A 16,071-nucleotide genomic window follows, 5' to 3' on the forward strand; every position below is an offset into this window, starting at 1 on the left:
CATGGACCGAGTGGTCGAAGAGCTGTGCTGGATCGATTGGCACGACATCGATGAAGTTGAGGTGATGTGTCGGGCTGCCCTCGATGAACTGGTGGCGAATCCGAGCATCGTTCGGGGCCGGCTGGCCGACCTCGTGAATCGGCCGGAGCTGCTGAAGCTGTGCGAGCACTACGACGTCCTGGACAAAATCGTGCTGGCCAGCGAGGACGATCCGGGCGTGCGGGTGCGGCTTCACGTGTTCCTGCCGGGGTACTTCGACCGGCCACATAACCACCGTTGGAGCTACGCCAGCAAGATTCTGCGGGGGCACTACCGGCATTACCTGTTCGGCAACGCCGAACTGGACGAACAAGTGGAGCCGGACAAGTTGCCCGTGCTGCACGTTCGTGAGGAGCCGGTGGGCGCCACGTACGCCCTGCATCACTCGATGGTGCACGCCGTCGTCGCCGAGCCGTTCACCGCGAGCCTCGTCGTCCGCGGGCCAGCGGTGAAAGACAAGTTCCTGGTCATGGATCGGCACACGAACGAGGCGTGGTGGCAGTTCGGGGCGAAGGATGAATCCAAAGCGGATGCCAAAAAGAAGCAGATGAGCCGGGCGCGGTTCGCGGAGGTGACGGGGTGGCTGGAGGAGTGGGGCGTAGCGTGAACTGCTGACAAAAGGCCACTATCCTACCGACTGGCGGATAGTGGCCTTTTTGGCGATATTGCAGTACTAGCAGGCCGTTTGATGCTCCATTTATTAAATCACCATTAAATGGTAATTGAAATGTCAGCCATTTCGGGCTATTTGTATTGTCAGGTCACTATTTAGATGTTATGGTAAGAATCTACTACTGATAGTAGTAGATTCCGAATAGGCGCAATTCCCGCGCGAGAACGACCTCGCACATCCCCTTGAGAGGATATGGAAATGGCAGGCCATTCGTACGAACCCGGTTGTCCGTGCTCCTCGTGCAAACGAGGTTGGCAGCCGCCGCACCAGAGGCGGCAGTCGCAGCCCAAGAAGAGTCGGCAGCGGCAACCCAAGAAGCGCCCCAGCAACTGGAGCGAGCCGATGGGCGGCGGTGATGCGGATGGAAATCCGCTCACGGTCTCATTCGGCTCGGGGCAAAGGGAGGGTGAAACCATGTTGGGTGACGGCGATCGCAGTGAGGTGAACTTTCTCGATCACCCCAACCACGACCACTACGGCTCGGGGAGCGGTCCCAACAACAACGGCACCAATCGCGGCCAGTACAACGGTCGCGGGCGGTAATCCCTCACCTTCTCCCATCCTGAGAGTGATATAAAACCTCTTCACCCTGAGCATGGTGCAAAACTGCTCAATCACTACCTTATGGGTATGGACTGAATATTATTATGGAAATATCACGAGAAGACCAAATCAAATTCGCAAAAGACATCCTTATCCTAACGGAGGCTGCAAAAGATGATCCTGTGCAATTGGATCGCCTACGCGGACTCGTGTCATTGTTGGTTTCATGGGTTGGAGAAGATAACGGTGTAGCGGTGAATTTGAGTGAATATATAGGTGAGTTAACCGCAGTTGCCCAGGGTAAAGGCGACGTCGAGTGGAGAGACGAGTTCAAAAAGAACTTAGATCAGGAGATCAACGCATAGAGGTCGACTCTAGGAGTTACCGACCTTTTTCAGTTTCCACCAGTCGCTTCGTCGCCTCATCGAGGCGACGATATTTTTCCTCGGTGTTGTAACCATCGTAGTGATTATCGCCCAGCGGCACGTGATCGAACAGAGGCAGATCATTAGGTCGAATGTGCCAGCCTGCCGGACCTGTCGGCAGCCATACGGTGACGACAGTTGGAGCATCGGGTTCTTCAGGATCGGTCACTCGCACGCTCGGGTAGACGGCGGCAAGATGGGCTACCAGATGCGCCCGCTCCCGATATACCTGCTCACACATAGTGACCTCCATGACGACGTGGGTTTCTTACGATGACACTTCCTTGCCCCGCTGCGGGTCAGCTTGCAGCCGGGCGCTCTACTGTCGGAAGCATCGCCAGAAGTTCAGCCAGCGTTGGCAGCGGGGCCTTCTGAAGTCGTGCGCATCTCAGCGCACCGCTCGCCGAGCCGAGCCACATGCTCCGCTGCATCGGCCACCCTGCCCGCAGGCCGTAGACGAGACCAGCCGAAAAGGCGGCACCGGCACAGTGAGTATGGCGAACCTCCACCGGGAACGCTGACACCTCAACCAGTTCCGAACAGCTGAGCGCTACTGCACCGTAGGCGCCAGCGGTCACGATCGCCCAGGCTGCTTGCGTCTGATGCAGAACAGATCGGGCCAGAGCTGCGGCGTCATTATGTGCAGCGTCATCGACGTTGGTTTGCACCAGGAGGCCGGAGTACCCGCGTACCGCGGCCACCAGTTCAGGCGAGAGTTCGGAACCTCCGAGATTGAGCAGCAAGGGCACCTCGGCGGCCCGGCCGGCCTCGATCACGCGGAGCGCTGCGACCTCGATCAGCTCGTAGCAGTCCAGATAGATGAACGAGGCCCTGGCCAGGGATGAGAGGTCGGCACGCTGCAAACTGGCCACCACATCCGGCACGTACGCGAACCAAGTGCGCGTGTGCTGGTCGTCGCCAGTCACGACGATCCGCGGCGTGACAAGCTCCGGCCGCGCGGCAACCGCATGTTCGACGTGACGCTCATCGAGCCACCCCCGAACGTAGTGGCCGTGTTCGTCATCGCCAATATCGTTGGCGATCAGCAGAGCTGGCGCTCCCATAGAGGCAAGTGCCGCCGCTGTCATCGGTCCATCGGCCGCTACCGACCATTCGATGCTTCGGATTGCCGTCCCGTGGTTGGCAAGCGGGAACTGCGGCACCGTCCACAGTTCCGCCAGCGCCAAGTAGCTGACGCACACCACCGGCCCGGCCGGGCTGCTCATTGCTACCAGCCGTAGACGGAGAACGAACGACCGTGGGCGATGTGCTCCATCGCCACTCGGCAGTAGTCGATCATGTGGTCCGGCAAGGTGTCGGCCGCGAACCATTCGAGCGCGCTGCACTTCTCGGGCTCTCGATTCGTCGGCTCTCCCTGCCACGTACGCACAGTGAAGAAGAAGGCCATCCGACCGCCGGACGACGAGTTGTGCATGATGTGGCTGAAGTGCACATCACCCGGCGCGATGGTGACGCCGATCTCCTCTTCGGCCTCGCGAATCAGGGCGTCGATCACCGATTCGTCGGCTTCGAGGTGGCCGCTCGGCAGGTGCCAGGCTCCATCCTCGAAGCCGGTGTTCTGGCGTTGACCGAACAGCACCTCATTGCCTCGGCGCAATACGAGATGTGCATCCCCTGTCACCTTGTGGCGCTGGGGCTTTGAGCTGGCGGTCTGCGGAGCAATCGTCTCAGTCATGAAGTGAAGTTCCTTCTTTTATAGTAGTTGACCTGCAGTTTTGCGACAAGACGCGAGCAGGCTGAGCTTATTCCCCTCCCGCGCACCGCCATATACGCCCGACGTATACCGACCAATGGGTTCGCGTATGGATGCGGGCGCGTCGGCCATTCACCCTCGTTACCAGGCATTTTGGCCGATTAACGAAACGGAGATGGTGGACATGCGCCGTGTGCGACACATCCACATCGAGTCCGGCGCGCTGAAGCTGGATTACCAAGCCTCAGCCGAACAAGCCCGCCAGGTTGCCGAGGAGCTGGCGAATGGCCTGCTGGCCGCGCTGGAACTGATCGTCACGGTGGACGACGACGTGCGCGCCGATCTCCCGCTGTTGCCGTGTGCCGAACTCTGGAAATGAGCGCCAAAGCTGTTGCAGCCCAGAAACTTTAACGAATCATCCGCTGGAGGGAACACAGCCCATGCCCGAAGATCGTCCTCAGCACACCGTCTATTACGGCTTCGACCCCACCCGGCCGGTGGCCTTCACGGTGCCGCCGGTCGAGGCGACGCCCGAGCAGCCGCTACCGGACGCCGGGCCATTTCTGCGGGTGTGCGCCGGGGTAGCAGAGCCAACCACGGTCATTGAGCGCGTGACCGTGCAACTCGTCGGCCTCTGGCGTCATATCCATGAACAGCGGCCACGCGATCCGGGCGAGCTGGAGAAGCTGAACGAACAAATCAATCTGTCTATTTGGTTCATCGACCGCGAAGCGGGCGGACACATCAAAGAGGTTGCACACCAAGCAGATACGCCGCTGGCACCCTCAACCTATGGCCAATGGGTCGCGTGGTTGGTCTGGAAATACCTGCTCTATGCGCTCCGGCAGAACGATCCCGCGCACCGCGAGCGTGACGCGGCTGAACTCAACTGGTGTATCGAGTCGTTCAACGAATTGGTGGTAGCGGTGCAGGCTGGACGGCTGCGACTGCCGCCGGAACAGGGACCGGAGGGGGACGGAACCGAGTTTCCGCCACGGCGGGTGTGGCCTGAGAGCAGCACTACCGGGAGGAATCCGGCATGAGCAGGTCAGTGCCGGATCGGACATTCGTTTACGCCGATAGCGTGCTGGCCGAAGTGCTGTGTTGTGCGCACCTGATGGAGCTGACGCCGAAGCGTGCCGAGGAACTGCGATTCATCCACCGGCACCACCACCCCGACGAGTGCGTGGTGCATCTGGAGGCGGCCTACCTGCTGCTAATCGAGGTCGACTGAGGTGACAGCTTCGCTCGTCTGGATTCTGTGGCCAAGTTCCCTGTTCTTCACTGCGGTGCTGAGCTTTCGCCTTGGGGCACATTGGCGTTCGGCTGATACCCCAGGGCGGCACCGCGCAGGCATGATGCCGACAGAAGATGAGTGGGACGAGGAGCTGGCGGACGATGACGGCGAGATCAACGACGAGAGCAGCCCATCGCCGGCCCCGCCCCAGGCTCGCCGCTGGTGGAGTGACGAGGACGATACGGAGGTACTGCCGCGGATACAGGACCTCCTGCCTGCCCGACGCAGCACGCCAATTCGGCGACCTCCGTGGATGAAAGAAGACTTCTCGTAACGGAAATTCAATAAATGAAGAGGGCCGCATTGCCTTTTGACAATGCGGCCCTGTCCCTTCATGTGGCGTCAGTGTTCGTGTCGACTGTGCTGGGCTCCTCGCCCCGCAGTTCTGCCAACTCGTCCTGCAACTGGATCATTGTGTCCCAGTAGTCTTGGGCCAGATCACACCGCTCGGCGTATTCGTCCAGCCGGTATCGGAAGCAGTTGACCGTCTTGACGAAGCAGGCGAGAACGCCAGCTGCACAGACGATGAAAAATGCTCGATTCCACGTCGACATGCAGTCCCACTGGTAGTACAGATTGACGAGCCCGAAGACGATGAGCGCGGGCTCGTAGACGGCGTGCACAAACACGCCGTACCAACTGTAGCGCCAGCCATCGTGCCACTGATTGAAGGAACGGAGTATCGCCGTCATTAGAACCTCCGAAGCGAAAGCTCCTGGATAAAACCAGGGGTCGCGACGAGAATGCCGACGACCGCAGACACCGCGCCATTAAGACTTGTGGCGTATTGAATACGGCAACATTATTGTATCATATTTTGTATTAATAGTCAATTAGAGGAAGGGGTGACCTTAGCGAGTGTTTGCAGATAGATTATATTTAAGTATAATTACAAGCAATTATGACGAAAAATGAATCAGCTCTCAAATCTCAAGATTATGCCGATGAAACAACATGGCATCGTAAGATGCGTACCATGAAGACTGAACTAATAATCTATGTAGTTCTTCTGTTTATCTTCCCTCTCATCGGCTTGGTAGGACTCGTCCAACTCGGGATTAGGTGGTTTCTTATTGACCGACCTCGGCGCAAGAATGCCCTTAGAAGGCAGCCATAGCAATGTGGGTACGCTTGTACGGTGTGCCCTCCTGGGGTGAGTACATGGCGTACCAAGAACCGCCTTCAACAGTTAAGCTACTGAGCTGAGACTTCTTTGTATCAGGCGGTTCAAGCCAGCGCACGGCATCAAGAAGGCCATCACTGCCGACTCGCCACCCGGTTGCCAATGTTGAGCCAAACTGATTACCGCAGAAATAGCCGGGCTGGTGTTCAAGCGAAGGCTGGTTTCGAAGATCCATAAGATAGCTGTCACCCTCCCGGACCATTACGCCGGTAAATGAACGGCATACGGTGCCGTCGTCTAGAACAACCTGAAATGGCCAGGTATGCGTGCCAGGAGGTACAGGGTTTGAGTCAGCCGCCTGGACGCCGCGGGCGTGAAATCGCCAGAACTTCTGCGGTTCGCTGAGATTGCCGCATACGACGGACTTGTCATCGACACCGAAGCATGGGTCGAGCTTGGCGCGGGTCGGTCCTAGTTGTGGTGGAATCGCACAAAGATATGCATCGGCGCGATTCGAGGCCGGTGATTTGCCGCAGTAGGCTTCATCTGCGTCTTCGAACCCTTGGTTTACGAATCTATTGCCTGCGATATATATCTCATTCGTGGCTGACGGATTCGAGGGCGGCGGCGGTCCCCCTGGATAGGGCTGCGGGGATACTGCGGGTGGACTTTGCTGCGCTGTGTCGTGCGGGCTCTGACACTGGCTAAGCCACCCTATTAGGGCGATAACGGCTAAGATCGCCCCGCCTCCCATGCCTACCGCCTTTAGTGTCTCTGAATCATTGAGCTTCTTCGCTCTTTCCTCCATGCGTTGGTAGAACCGCCGCCAACGCTTTTCCTCTGGGGTTTGTGCCTCTTCCTCGGCGTTGGCTGTTTCCTCCGGCTCTGGTTCTGGCTCCTCCGCCCGCCGCTCTTCCTCCTTGGTGATTCGCTCTTTGCACTCATCCAAAACCGCGATGGCGAATTTACGAATAAGGGTCGCTTCCATGTGCCGCCGGAAACCCTCGGATGACAGATGGACTGCTCTTGCGGCTTGGTCGCGGCGGACCGTAAGTGATGTGCGGCGTAGGTCGGACGCGAGACCCAGTAGGCATTTTATAGCAGCCCGTTCATCCTCAATCGCCATGCGATCGACGCTGATGTTGAGAAGGGTTTCAATGTCTTTTGGTGTCGCTAAAGACTGAACGAGCTCAGCGCACTTCTGAAGCGCCGGTACGTTGACTCGGCCAAGTTGGTTAACACCCTTCTTTCGGACAACAACCAAGTCCCCGTAGACCTCGTCGGTAGAGGGCAGCAGCGCGCTGTCGGTCATCCACCGATCATGCCCCATCCAGCGTGACGTCACGGGGCGAACCCTGGTGGAGCCGAGCAACATGACAGCGCGCCCACTTCTGCTCACTTCCGCCCACTTTGGGCCGAATATCCGCTCAGTTCAGCCCGCTTTTTTGGCGCAGCCTGGATGTCGTTGAACATCACCACTCAGTAGGGAGCAAAGCATGTCCAACCTCATCCCCCGCCCCAGTGCTCAGCTGGAGTCAACCATTCCGGACGGCTTCAGCCGCTCCGAGGGCAAGGAGCTGCAACGCCTTCAGAACAAGGAGCTCGCCCGCGGGTTGGTGACAGCCACCCGCGTGCAAGCCGCCGGCATGGTCGCGGCTGTCGGCCTCCAGACCACAGCCATGCTCAGCCGCGAGGCGGCTTTTCAGGCTGACGGCGATCCAGCGGCGGCTGCCCGCCTCGGGCACATCGTCGACCAGTACGCCACCTACGTCGGCAGCGAGGTCGCCCGTTTCCGCCACTGACGCATCGCTGGGTGAGCGATCTACGCAGGTCGCTCACCCTCTTCCCTCAACCCAATCCACGAAAGGATGCACCATGAGTATTTCCGATCTTCCCGAGAACGCCAGCGAGCCTGAAGACTTCGACCAGATGGCCCGCGAACTGGCCGATCTGCTGAAGGTGACGCCGCCCGGCGATCACCCCATCGTCGCCGAACACCTGGCGACCGGTGTCGTCGTCTCCATGTCGAGCGCACTGGCCGACATCAGGATGATGGTCGACGTCCATCAGGACATGGCTCCGGTGAGTGCACACCGCGTCATGACCTTCGCCCAAGAGGTCGCACAGGCCACCTTGGCGTGGGTGAAGGGGTTGGCGCAGTGACGACCGCCATTCTCGCCCAGGGCTTTTGGGCCGTTACCGGCGCGATCACCGGAGTGTTCGTTCTGGTCGCTCTTGGCTTTCTGCTGTCGATCGTGTTCCTCGAACTCCTATTGAGGAGTGACAAGCATCGGCAGCAGCGCCGTGAGGCCAAGAAACTGCGCCAGGCCACCGGCGCTGCCTTGCAGCGTATTGACGACGACGCGGCCGAGAGCGTGAGTCGCCTCCATGCTGCGTATTGGCAAGCCCAACAACGTATCCGAGACGAAGTGAACAGGAGAAGCTAGTGAAAGAACCGAGCGGCATGATAGACGGCTTTTTCAGCCGCTGTCTCCGCGTCTTCTTGGGAGTCATCCTCCTCTACTTGGCCGTCCAGGTCTTAAAAGTACTGCTGCCCATCCTCATTGTCATTCTGGCCGTCGCGGGCCTGGCCGGACTGGTGTGGCTGGGGATTGTTGTCTTCCGTACAACTCGACAAAAGTGGTAAGGCAAGCGTTTTCGTCGCAAGGGCGCGCAGCCGTATCGGGTGTTGTAGAAATGCCAACCTCAATTGTCTATTTCACTCGTGCAATACATAGTGAGTGCAGAGCTATTGCACGGATGCAATAGCAAGGAGCCCCGGACCGCAGTGGCAGTCTGAGTGGGCCAATCAACTAACGGATATTCAAGGAGGGATCGACGCATGTCAAAAACAGGACGTACCAACCCACGACTAAGCGGTCGGCGTAGTCGGCCGAATCGTCGCATCACAGTTCACAGCGAACGGCGCGGCGTGCCGGATCTGCGCAAGCTCGGTCGGGCTGTCATTGCCGCGGCGATGGCCGAGGCCGAAGCGCAGGCCCTCGCGGCCGGGAGCGAAGAGGAGGAACTCGACCATGACGATTGAGCATCCCTCCTCACTCGGCCCCGACACGTTGGTGTGGCAACAGGTGCACTGGCCGCACCCGCTCAAAGAAGCGGCGGCGCTGTCGCTCCTGACGACATGGGCCGCGCAGAAACACGCGCCGCTCCTGATCCTCGAAGCTCGTGCTGATGTGACCGGAGTCGAATATCTGATCGGCAGCCGCCTCCGTCACGCAGAGGCGATTCGGCGCACTGTCGAACAGCTCGTGCGCGGCAGCATCGTCACCCAGTTCGAGCACACCGACCGGGCGACCGTCAGCACGGCTCGCCGCTTGCGTGCCAGTACCACCAACCGGCCGTTGGAGCCGGTCGACGCGGTGGCCTCTCACCGCTCCATCCTGAGTGCGCTAACCGCAGTCGGGCGAAACGAACGATTGGTCATCCAAGCTGTTCTCGGACCTCGACACGAGCCGGCCTTGCCGCCGCCGATTCGAGCCCGCGACGATCAGACGGTTACGAGCAAACTGCTCCAAGGGATTTTGCCCGACCGTCGCGCCGACGTGCGGCAGGCCTTGACCCGCAAGCTCGGTCAACACGGGTTCGAGGTTGTCCTACGGCTCGGCGTACACGCAGTGACGGCCGAGCGGCGCCGGACGTTACTGCTCGGATTGGCCGCGGCGATCAGCACGGTAGAAGCGGCCGGAGTCCGCTTGCGCCTCGCTGATGACAAAGCGGCACACGTGAATACGCCGCAACCCCGCTGGTCGCTGTTCATGCCATCGCAGCACCTGAGCGTGCCCGAAGTGAGTTCGCTTGTCGCCTGGCCGATCAGTGACCACGACAGCGACCAGTTCCCCGGACAACCGCCGATACACCCGAAGCCGGTCCGGCCCACCGCTGCCGTCCAAACTGGCACGCGGACCGTCGCTCTGGCCAACGCACCCGGCGCGGCCGGGACGATCGGGTACGACGTCGTTGACGCCCTTCGGCACACCTGGATCACCGGCCCGTCCGGCGTCGGCAAATCGGCGCTGCTGCTCAACCTGATCGTGCAAGACCTCGAAGCCAATCGCTCCGTGGTGGTGATCGAGCCAAAGGATCTGATTGTCGATCTGCTGGAACGCATCCCCGAGCACCGCAAACATGATGTGGTGCTGCTCGATCCGATGGACAGCGCGCCGGTGGGCCTCAATCCGCTTGGCGGACGCTACCGAGGCAACCGGACGCCGTACGTCGTAGCCGACTCGCTGTTCGGCATGTTCAAGTCCATCTACAGCGATAACCTCGGCTACCGCAGTGAGGATATCTTGCGAAACGCATTGCTCGCCCTCGCTTTTCACGACAGCACCTCTCTCATCATGCTGCCGATCCTGTTGACCAATCCAGGTTTTCGGCGGTCGATCACCCAGCGCGTCATTAAAGACGATCCATATAACGCGGCCTGGTTCTGGGAAAAATTCGACAGCCTATCGCCAGAGACGGCCACCAGCATCATTGCCCCGCTGTCCAACAAACTGCGCCCACTGCTGACGAAACAGCTTCGCGGCGTGCTAGCGCAGCGCAGCCCGAAGTTCGATGTGCGACAGGTACTCACCGAAAACAAGGTCCTCTTGGTGCCACTTCAGAAAGGTGTCATTGGTCCCGAGTCGGCGCAGCTGCTATCCGCAGGAGTGCTTTATCAGCTGTGGAACGCCATATTGGAACGCGCCGGGACACCCGAAGCGAGCCGCACGCCCGTCATGGTCTATGTCGATGAAGCTCAAGAATTTCTACGCTTTTCGCAGGACCTCCCCGACGCGCTGGCGATGGCTCGCAGCCTGCGAGCTGGATTCCACGTGGCACACCAGCATGAGGCGCAACTCCCCAAAACCATGTTGGAGGCATTTCGCAACAATGCTCGCAACCGCATTTCCTTTCAACTACAACCAGGCGACGCCAAGAACGCAGCGGCCGGGCAATCCGTCCTCAGCCCTGAAGATTTCAGCGAACTGCCCGCCTATCACATATACGCCCGCCTGGTGCGCGACAACAGCGTTCAGCCCTGGATATCAGGGGTGACGTTGCCGCCACCTCCAGTCGTGAGCAATCCGGAGGAAATTCGTCGCCTGAGTCGAGCGCAATACGGACAGCCCCTCGATGAGATCGAGGCCGACTTCGCGGGACTGCTCGACGACATCAGCGACGCACCTGCCGCGACGCATCGGCGAAGGAGGCAGACATGAACGGTTCTCAAGACATGACAGTGGAGGTAGACGTGAAGATTAGAGCCGTTCCGAGTAGCCGTATCGGTAGCCACTTCGCCTCAGCGGATTCCACAGCATCACCGCTGGTCAGCCGTGTCCATCGGGCCACTCGTGCAACGACTGATGGTGCCCATACGGGCACCACACCCCCGGCCGACCCTGGCAGATCGGTGGTCGTGCGCCGCGATGTGTGGAGCATCGGCGAAAGTCTCAGTGAACGGGATTGGGACATCCTCCGTTCCGTCTACGAACACCGGTTCTTGACGGTCAGGCAGGTCTACGAACTCCACTTTGCCGACCTCAGCCTAACCCACGGACGACGCAGTGCACAGCGCGTGCTCGAACGGCTGCGCGGGCTGCACGTCCTGGGAGATATTGAGCGGCGAAAAGGAGGATCTGAAGCGGGCTCGGACGGCATGGTGCATTTTGTCGACACGAACGGCGAACGGCTGCTACGCGCGGAAACCGGGCGACCGGTCAGGCGTCATCTCACCGATCCGAGCGAGACGTTCCTAAAACACACGCTCGCCATCGCGGACGTGCATGTGACACTGGCGTGCGCTCACCGTACGGGCGAACTGGAGCTTTTGTCGTACACGATGGAGCCTGCGTGTTGGCGGCGCTATATTGCTCCCGGCGGCGCGCGCCTCACTCTCAAGCCGGATATGCACTTCAGCGTCTCGCCAAGCGTCGGGAGCGACTATATAGACGATTACTTCTTGGAGGTAGACCGGGGCACCGAGCCGATACCTCGCCTTATCAAGAAGTGCCGAGATTACGAGACGTATCGGCGGACGGGTATCGAACAGGACCGAAATGACGGCGCATTCCCGCGCATCATTTGGAGCATGTCCGCCAAAGATCCGGCCAAAGCGCAGCGGCGCAAGGTGGCGCTTCGGGAGGCGATCGACCGAGATCGAAATCTCCCGAGTGAACTGTTCTGCGTCATCGTTGCCGATGAGTTGGTCAGCCTCACGAAGCAAGGAGGCAGCCTATGACTCTATCTAGAAATAGCCTGCTCATCGGTGACGCTACGACGAGGCTTCGCCAAATGCCAGACGCCGCAGTCGATATGGTGCTGACCAGCCCGCCGTATTTTCGCCTGCGCAACTACAAGGCCACCGGGCAACTCGGACTTGAAAGCCACGTCGACGAGTGGACGGGCCGCCTACTGGAGGTCAGTCGCCAGGTACACCGCGTACTGGTGCCCACGGGGACGTACTGGCTGAATCTCGGCGACACGTACTCGACCCATCGACGCCAGGGAGCCGCATACAAGAGTCTGCTCCTAGCACCCGAACGACTACTGCTCGGGCTCCAGTCGGACGGCTGGATCGTGCGCAACAAGATTGTCTGGGCGAAGTCCAACCCGATCCCGAGCAACACCCGTGACCGCCTGAACACGACGTACGAACTGGTGTATGTGCTGGCGAAACAGTCGTCGTACTTCTTCGATCTGGATAGCATCCGCACGCCGCACCTCTCACGTCCTCCGAAATCGCCTCTCACGGCCGTGCCACACCGGGGCCGCGAGTGGCGTGGACCGAACACCGACACGACGAATGGCCTCGCTGTGGTCAAGCAAGAGGGGCGCGTCGGGCATCCGCTCGGCAAGAATCCTGGCGACGTCTGGCGGCTGGCCACCTCTACCTTTCGGGGAGCCCACCACGCGACCTTTCCGCTGTCGCTGGCTGATCGTGCCATCCAGGCCGGCGCACCCGAGCAGCGTTGCTCCGTGTGCAGATTGCCGTTGCGGCGCCGGGTGATTCGCCAGCTCGGCGGCCGGGCCGTTCGGTCGGCGCTCGCTCCGTCCTGTCATTGTGACGCCGTGCCGGAGCCTGGACTCGTGCTCGACCCCTTCATGGGCAGCGGCACGACGGCAGTAGCTGCCGAACGACTCGGCCGCGACTGGATCGGGGTCGAACTCAACCCGGTATTCGCCCGGCTTGCGAGCAAACGGATCGAGGCGGCACGTACAGCGGCTTCACCGATCCGGCCGCGAGCGGGACCGGTAGAAGCTGCTGCGTAACAGCCTCATCGGCGCTATGCGGCCGTTGTCGTAAGTCACCAGCGCTTACCGGTCGCACCACCGCCGAGGAGGCACCAAAATGTCCACACCCGATGCACCCGACGGGCAAGAAAAGAAACTTGCCGTCGGGCTCAATCCCTACCGTCACACCCAACTCTCTTGGATCGCGAAGCTCCGCGGCAACACACTGACTCAAGAGTTCCTCGACGCCATCGACGCCCATATCGAGGCGGCGAAGCAGGATCAGGAACTCCTGAGCCAGGCCGCCAAGGTCCGTGAGGAGATCGAGCGCGAGGCCCGCGCTCGGCAAGAGGCGATTGACGCACTCTTCACTGCTCCCGCCGCCCCGTCACCGTCGCCCGACAGTGACACCGACAGCGGGACGCGCACCCGGTCCCGCCGGGGCCAGAAGAGCGATCAGGGGTCAACGGAAAGCTGAACTGAACGTTCAGCACTCGGCACGCCGGAAGGGTGGCAGCACGAACATTTTGTTCGGCTGCCGCCCGACCGGCTCAACACACAAAACTGAAAGAGAAATGAAAAACAGAAGAATCGTCTCCAATTCGTGTTGTCAAATTGTATTTTTCTATTGCATGGATGCAATGAATTTCGGTATCATTGCAATACCAAGGAGAATTATTAAATAAAAATGAAATCAGACAGCAGCTCAATACTACAGTCGGTGCTAGTCGAACGGCGGCAAGTGCTGCACCTGAGCAGTCAACAAGTTGCCAAACGTGCCAATCTCGATCATACGACGTATTGGCGTATCGAAACAGGTACAGTGGCCAAGCCGCAAGTTGAGAACATTACCGCAATTGCACGTGCTCTCGATTTATCGTGTGCTGATCTGTTTGTTCTACTCGGCTGGCTACCGTCGGCAGATTTACCGACCATCAGCCCGTATCTACAGGCTAGGTACAGCGAGTTGCCCGCTGAGGCGCATCAACGTATCAGGGGCTACCTTGTGGCGCTGTCTGAACAATATGGCGTCAGTTTTGATCTCGACCCGTACAACCCGTCTGAACGTACCCCGTTCATATAGCAAATCTTTCGACCTAACAGGAGAGAGGAGGGATCATGAATCAACTACTAGAGAAACCGAAAGCACCGATGAGAGCGGCGCAACGAAATGATGATATTTCCCCTGCTCTGCTTCGTGACGTTCAGCCACTCCTTCGAGTTCTCGGCACACTTGCTTTGAAACTATCGGAGGGAGATATTCCCGATCATCGTTGGCTGACCAGCGAGCTTGCGCGACTCAATATCCGCCGCGTCGATAATGATGATCTGCTCACGCTTGCGGAGGCGTGTTCGCGTCTTCGGCTCAGCAAATGGAGTGTTTACAAGCTGATGCACAACGGTGAGCTGCGAACCGTAAAGGTTGGTAGCCGAAGGTTTGTGCCTGCTCGCGAGGTCGAGCGCTTCCTCAAGACTCTCATTGCCGATGGGAGTGTTCTATGACTCGTCGTGGTCGAGGTGAAGGTAGTATCTATCTGCGAAAAGATGGGCGTTGGGAGGGTGCTGCCTATCTGCCCACTGCGAGCGGAAAACTGCGCCGAGTGCGTGTATATGGCAAAACTCGCAAGGAAACCGGCGATAAGCTAACTCTCCAAATTGCCGACGCAAGGCGCGGTATTCCCATTCCAGAACAATCGTGGTCAGTCAGAGCTTACCTGGACTACTTCATTCAGGAAGTAGCCCCGAAGACGCTCCGACCTGCAACCATATCCGGCTACTCTAACGTCATCGAGCACCATCTAAAGCCGATGCTCGGGTCACGCCCGCTCACCCGCTTAACTGTCACTGGCTTGCAGCAGGTCTTCGATAACGAGATCGCTGGAGGCATGACGATTCCGACTGCGATGCAAGCAAAGCTTGTGTTGAGCGCGGCTCTTACCCGCGCCATGCGTGAAGACCTTATTGTCAGGAACGTTGCACGCCTTGTCGTGCTGCCGCACCACGACCCGAAGGAAGTTGAACCCTGGTCGGCTGACGAAGCGGCGCGGTTTCTTGTGGCCGCCCAATCGGAAGAACTATATCCCCTCTTTCTGATACTGACGCTCTATGGTATGAGAAAGGGCGAAGCGCTTGGGCTGCAATGGTCTGATATTGATTGGGATAGAGACGCCTTTCGTATACGCCAGCAGCGCCAGGTAATACGAGGAAAGATGCACGTGGGGCCGGTCAAGACGGCCAAGGGAAAACGACGCCTCCCTCTGCTCACCTTCGTGCGCCAGGCGCTCAACAAGTACCAGGCCGTCGTCGACGATCGCTCTTCTCGCGCTAACCCGAGTCGCTTCGTCTTCGTTGCCGACAACGGCGAACCATTGTCACAGTCCCAGCTATACCGAGTCTTCTCGGATATCTGCAAGCGTGCTGGAGTGCGTCGCATTCGCATACATGACCTTCGGCATACTGCCGCAACTTTGCTAAAGAACTATCACGTCCCGGATCGCGACATTCAGCTCATTCTTGGGCACTCACGAATATCAACGACTCAGGAAATCTATCAACACGGCGATAGTGAAGCTCAGCACGAAGCTTTGAGCCGTCTGGAGGATCGATTGCTACTGGCCGTAGATGACAGTGGCGGTAGCCGTCAAACTCAACCGTCAAAACTGGCATTGGCTGCGGTTAGTGCTCCATTTCAACAGCGGTCAGCCGTGACGTTCCAAATCCGAGAAGATTTTTTTTCCACTAAAATCTCGTACCTCCGGCGCGACCCCGGTGCCACCTCAATACTCCAACGTCTGCGCGTTGCTACGAACACGCACGTCCTCGGCGCTGTAGCCGTCAGAAATAGCCGTCAACCCGACCAGGCGAATCTTGTGCTGTGGGAGTGGATTCCACTGCGGGAAACCCTCACGCCGCTCACAACGCCATTCACCAATAGTCCGTCGCCAGCAGACCTTGATTTCTAGGAGGAACCGTTGACCGAACCATCCGCACGCGATGAGCGTTTCAGGCTCAAGAAGGCCG

23 protein-coding genes are annotated in these 16,071 nt (G+C 59.2%); 17 read left to right on the forward strand and 6 right to left on the reverse strand.

Features of this window, described 5'->3' with window-relative positions; genetic code table 11:
- Position 1: 1 nt before the first annotated feature.
- The 3 genes from C5E41_RS25405 (at position 2) to C5E41_RS33445 (ending at position 1,620) form a co-directional block, all read left to right on the forward strand.
- A complete protein-coding gene (locus tag C5E41_RS25405; protein ID WP_181063418.1) occupies positions 2–646 on the forward strand; it encodes a hypothetical protein in 645 nt (214 codons plus the stop codon).
- A 480-nt stretch (positions 647–1,126) separates the two neighbouring features.
- Positions 1,127–1,255, forward strand: coding sequence for a hypothetical protein (locus tag C5E41_RS35355; protein ID WP_258081248.1), 129 nt, complete (start codon positions 1,127–1,129; stop codon positions 1,253–1,255).
- A 104-nt stretch (positions 1,256–1,359) separates the two neighbouring features.
- Positions 1,360–1,620 (forward strand): hypothetical protein, encoded by a 261-nt coding sequence (locus C5E41_RS33445; RefSeq protein WP_146097679.1) that lies wholly within the window; start codon positions 1,360–1,362, stop codon positions 1,618–1,620.
- Between the two features lie 16 nt (positions 1,621–1,636).
- Here the strand turns inward: C5E41_RS33445 and C5E41_RS33450 are convergent, their stop codons facing one another.
- The 3 genes from C5E41_RS33450 to C5E41_RS25420 are packed head-to-tail and all read right to left on the reverse strand — an operon-like array spanning position 1,637 to position 3,376.
- The gene (locus C5E41_RS33450) at positions 1,637–1,921 is read right to left on the reverse strand and encodes a hypothetical protein (protein WP_146097680.1); all 285 of its coding nucleotides are present in this window, start codon (positions 1,919–1,921) and stop codon (positions 1,637–1,639) included.
- Between the two features lie 58 nt (positions 1,922–1,979).
- Entirely contained in the window at positions 1,980–2,906 is a 927-nt protein-coding gene (locus C5E41_RS25415; RefSeq protein ID WP_104378261.1) for a carbohydrate kinase family protein, read from the reverse strand.
- Between the two features lie 2 nt (positions 2,907–2,908).
- Positions 2,909–3,376, reverse strand: coding sequence for an NUDIX hydrolase (locus tag C5E41_RS25420; RefSeq protein ID WP_104378262.1), 468 nt, complete (start codon positions 3,374–3,376; stop codon positions 2,909–2,911).
- Between the two features lie 127 nt (positions 3,377–3,503).
- Here C5E41_RS25420 and C5E41_RS25425 point away from each other — a divergent pair, with 127 nt between their 5' ends.
- The 3 genes from C5E41_RS25425 to C5E41_RS25435 all read left to right on the forward strand — a co-directional run bounded on the left by C5E41_RS25425 (position 3,504) and on the right by C5E41_RS25435 (position 4,628).
- A complete protein-coding gene (locus tag C5E41_RS25425) occupies positions 3,504–3,773 on the forward strand; it encodes a hypothetical protein (protein WP_146097681.1) in 270 nt (89 codons plus the stop codon).
- 61 nt (positions 3,774–3,834) lie between these two features.
- Positions 3,835–4,437 carry a hypothetical protein gene (locus C5E41_RS25430; RefSeq protein WP_104378264.1) on the forward strand — a complete coding sequence of 201 codons (603 nt, stop codon included), beginning with the start codon at positions 3,835–3,837 and terminating at the stop codon, positions 4,435–4,437.
- Positions 4,434–4,628 (forward strand): hypothetical protein, encoded by a 195-nt coding sequence (locus C5E41_RS25435; RefSeq protein ID WP_104378265.1) that lies wholly within the window; start codon positions 4,434–4,436, stop codon positions 4,626–4,628. The genes C5E41_RS25430 and C5E41_RS25435 overlap by 4 nt, the downstream gene beginning before the upstream one ends.
- A 395-nt stretch (positions 4,629–5,023) precedes the next feature.
- Here the strand turns inward: C5E41_RS25435 and C5E41_RS25445 are convergent, their stop codons facing one another.
- Entirely contained in the window at positions 5,024–5,383 is a 360-nt protein-coding gene (locus C5E41_RS25445) for a hypothetical protein (RefSeq protein ID WP_104378267.1), read from the reverse strand.
- Positions 5,384–5,791: 408 nt separating this feature from the next.
- Positions 5,792–7,126 (reverse strand): hypothetical protein, encoded by a 1,335-nt coding sequence (locus tag C5E41_RS33455; protein ID WP_146097682.1) that lies wholly within the window; start codon positions 7,124–7,126, stop codon positions 5,792–5,794.
- Between the two features lie 184 nt (positions 7,127–7,310).
- On the opposite strand from C5E41_RS33455, the gene C5E41_RS25450 reads away from it, so the two are divergent.
- From C5E41_RS25450 to C5E41_RS25465, 4 genes are all read left to right on the forward strand, one after another.
- Positions 7,311–7,616, forward strand: a complete 306-nt coding sequence (locus tag C5E41_RS25450; protein ID WP_104378268.1) for a hypothetical protein — start codon at positions 7,311–7,313, stop codon at positions 7,614–7,616.
- Between the two features lie 73 nt (positions 7,617–7,689).
- On the forward strand, positions 7,690–7,977 hold the full coding sequence (locus tag C5E41_RS25455) for a hypothetical protein (protein ID WP_104378269.1): 288 nt from the start codon (positions 7,690–7,692) through the stop codon (positions 7,975–7,977).
- A complete protein-coding gene (locus C5E41_RS25460) occupies positions 7,974–8,261 on the forward strand; it encodes a hypothetical protein (RefSeq protein WP_104378270.1) in 288 nt (95 codons plus the stop codon). Before C5E41_RS25455 ends, C5E41_RS25460 begins: the two co-directional genes overlap by 4 nt.
- Positions 8,261–8,461, forward strand: coding sequence for a hypothetical protein (locus C5E41_RS25465; protein ID WP_104378271.1), 201 nt, complete (start codon positions 8,261–8,263; stop codon positions 8,459–8,461). The genes C5E41_RS25460 and C5E41_RS25465 overlap by 1 nt, the downstream gene beginning before the upstream one ends.
- A gap of 225 nt (positions 8,462–8,686) precedes the next feature.
- Here C5E41_RS25465 and C5E41_RS34115 read toward each other — a convergent pair whose 3' ends face one another.
- On the reverse strand, positions 8,687–8,851 hold the full coding sequence (locus tag C5E41_RS34115) for a hypothetical protein (protein WP_181063414.1): 165 nt from the start codon (positions 8,849–8,851) through the stop codon (positions 8,687–8,689).
- Here C5E41_RS34115 and C5E41_RS25470 point away from each other — a divergent pair.
- The 7 genes from C5E41_RS25470 to C5E41_RS25500 all read left to right on the forward strand — a co-directional run bounded on the left by C5E41_RS25470 (position 8,850) and on the right by C5E41_RS25500 (position 16,013).
- Positions 8,850–11,039: a type IV secretory system conjugative DNA transfer family protein gene (locus tag C5E41_RS25470; RefSeq protein ID WP_104378272.1), complete on the forward strand. Its 2,190-nt coding sequence runs from the start codon at positions 8,850–8,852 to the stop codon at positions 11,037–11,039. The two genes, C5E41_RS34115 and C5E41_RS25470, sit on opposite strands and share 2 nt — an antisense overlap.
- A 191-nt stretch (positions 11,040–11,230) precedes the next feature.
- Complete coding sequence (locus C5E41_RS25475; RefSeq protein ID WP_181063415.1) at positions 11,231–12,058, forward strand: replication-relaxation family protein; 828 nt, start codon at positions 11,231–11,233, stop codon at positions 12,056–12,058.
- On the forward strand, positions 12,055–13,089 hold the full coding sequence (locus C5E41_RS25480; RefSeq protein WP_104378274.1) for a DNA-methyltransferase: 1,035 nt from the start codon (positions 12,055–12,057) through the stop codon (positions 13,087–13,089). Before C5E41_RS25475 ends, C5E41_RS25480 begins: the two co-directional genes overlap by 4 nt.
- 79 nt (positions 13,090–13,168) lie before the next feature.
- Positions 13,169–13,528 (forward strand): hypothetical protein, encoded by a 360-nt coding sequence (locus tag C5E41_RS25485; protein WP_104378275.1) that lies wholly within the window; start codon positions 13,169–13,171, stop codon positions 13,526–13,528.
- A 210-nt stretch (positions 13,529–13,738) separates the two neighbouring features.
- Positions 13,739–14,134, forward strand: a complete 396-nt coding sequence (locus tag C5E41_RS25490) for a helix-turn-helix domain-containing protein (RefSeq protein WP_104378276.1) — start codon at positions 13,739–13,741, stop codon at positions 14,132–14,134.
- 35 nt (positions 14,135–14,169) lie between these two features.
- Positions 14,170–14,553, forward strand: coding sequence for an excisionase family DNA-binding protein (locus C5E41_RS25495; RefSeq protein WP_258081249.1), 384 nt, complete (start codon positions 14,170–14,172; stop codon positions 14,551–14,553).
- Positions 14,550–16,013 carry a tyrosine-type recombinase/integrase gene (locus tag C5E41_RS25500; RefSeq protein WP_104378278.1) on the forward strand — a complete coding sequence of 488 codons (1,464 nt, stop codon included), beginning with the start codon at positions 14,550–14,552 and terminating at the stop codon, positions 16,011–16,013. Before C5E41_RS25495 ends, C5E41_RS25500 begins: the two co-directional genes overlap by 4 nt.
- Positions 16,014–16,071: the final 58 nt, after the last annotated feature.

The sequence above is a fragment of the Nocardia nova genome (genome assembly GCF_002933465.1).
GTDB classification, from domain to species: Bacteria; Actinomycetota; Actinomycetes; order Mycobacteriales; family Mycobacteriaceae; genus Nocardia; species Nocardia nova_B.

Coding starts and splice junctions, on each gene's coding strand:
- C5E41_RS33455 (WP_146097682.1), bottom strand. CDS start 7,126: ATGACCGACAGCGCGCTGCTGCCCTCTACCGACGAGGTCTACGGGGAC.
- C5E41_RS25500 (WP_104378278.1), top strand. CDS start 14,550: ATGACTCGTCGTGGTCGAGGTGAAGGTAGTATCTATCTGCGAAAAGAT.
- C5E41_RS34115 (WP_181063414.1), bottom strand. CDS start 8,851: ATGGTCGAGTTCCTCCTCTTCGCTCCCGGCCGCGAGGGCCTGCGCTTC.
- C5E41_RS35355 (WP_258081248.1), top strand. CDS start 1,127: ATGTTGGGTGACGGCGATCGCAGTGAGGTGAACTTTCTCGATCACCCC.
- C5E41_RS25405 (WP_181063418.1), top strand. CDS start 2: ATGGACCGAGTGGTCGAAGAGCTGTGCTGGATCGATTGGCACGACATC.
- C5E41_RS25450 (WP_104378268.1), top strand. CDS start 7,311: ATGTCCAACCTCATCCCCCGCCCCAGTGCTCAGCTGGAGTCAACCATT.
- C5E41_RS25495 (WP_258081249.1), top strand. CDS start 14,170: ATGAATCAACTACTAGAGAAACCGAAAGCACCGATGAGAGCGGCGCAA.
- C5E41_RS33445 (WP_146097679.1), top strand. CDS start 1,360: ATGGAAATATCACGAGAAGACCAAATCAAATTCGCAAAAGACATCCTT.
- C5E41_RS25455 (WP_104378269.1), top strand. CDS start 7,690: ATGAGTATTTCCGATCTTCCCGAGAACGCCAGCGAGCCTGAAGACTTC.
- C5E41_RS25485 (WP_104378275.1), top strand. CDS start 13,169: ATGTCCACACCCGATGCACCCGACGGGCAAGAAAAGAAACTTGCCGTC.
- C5E41_RS25430 (WP_104378264.1), top strand. CDS start 3,835: ATGCCCGAAGATCGTCCTCAGCACACCGTCTATTACGGCTTCGACCCC.
- C5E41_RS33450 (WP_146097680.1), bottom strand. CDS start 1,921: ATGTGTGAGCAGGTATATCGGGAGCGGGCGCATCTGGTAGCCCATCTT.
- C5E41_RS25420 (WP_104378262.1), bottom strand. CDS start 3,376: ATGACTGAGACGATTGCTCCGCAGACCGCCAGCTCAAAGCCCCAGCGC.
- C5E41_RS25445 (WP_104378267.1), bottom strand. CDS start 5,383: ATGACGGCGATACTCCGTTCCTTCAATCAGTGGCACGATGGCTGGCGC.
- C5E41_RS25490 (WP_104378276.1), top strand. CDS start 13,739: ATGAAATCAGACAGCAGCTCAATACTACAGTCGGTGCTAGTCGAACGG.
- C5E41_RS25470 (WP_104378272.1), top strand. CDS start 8,850: ATGACGATTGAGCATCCCTCCTCACTCGGCCCCGACACGTTGGTGTGG.
- C5E41_RS25425 (WP_146097681.1), top strand. CDS start 3,504: ATGGATGCGGGCGCGTCGGCCATTCACCCTCGTTACCAGGCATTTTGG.
- C5E41_RS25480 (WP_104378274.1), top strand. CDS start 12,055: ATGACTCTATCTAGAAATAGCCTGCTCATCGGTGACGCTACGACGAGG.
- C5E41_RS25415 (WP_104378261.1), bottom strand. CDS start 2,906: ATGAGCAGCCCGGCCGGGCCGGTGGTGTGCGTCAGCTACTTGGCGCTG.
- C5E41_RS25435 (WP_104378265.1), top strand. CDS start 4,434: ATGAGCAGGTCAGTGCCGGATCGGACATTCGTTTACGCCGATAGCGTG.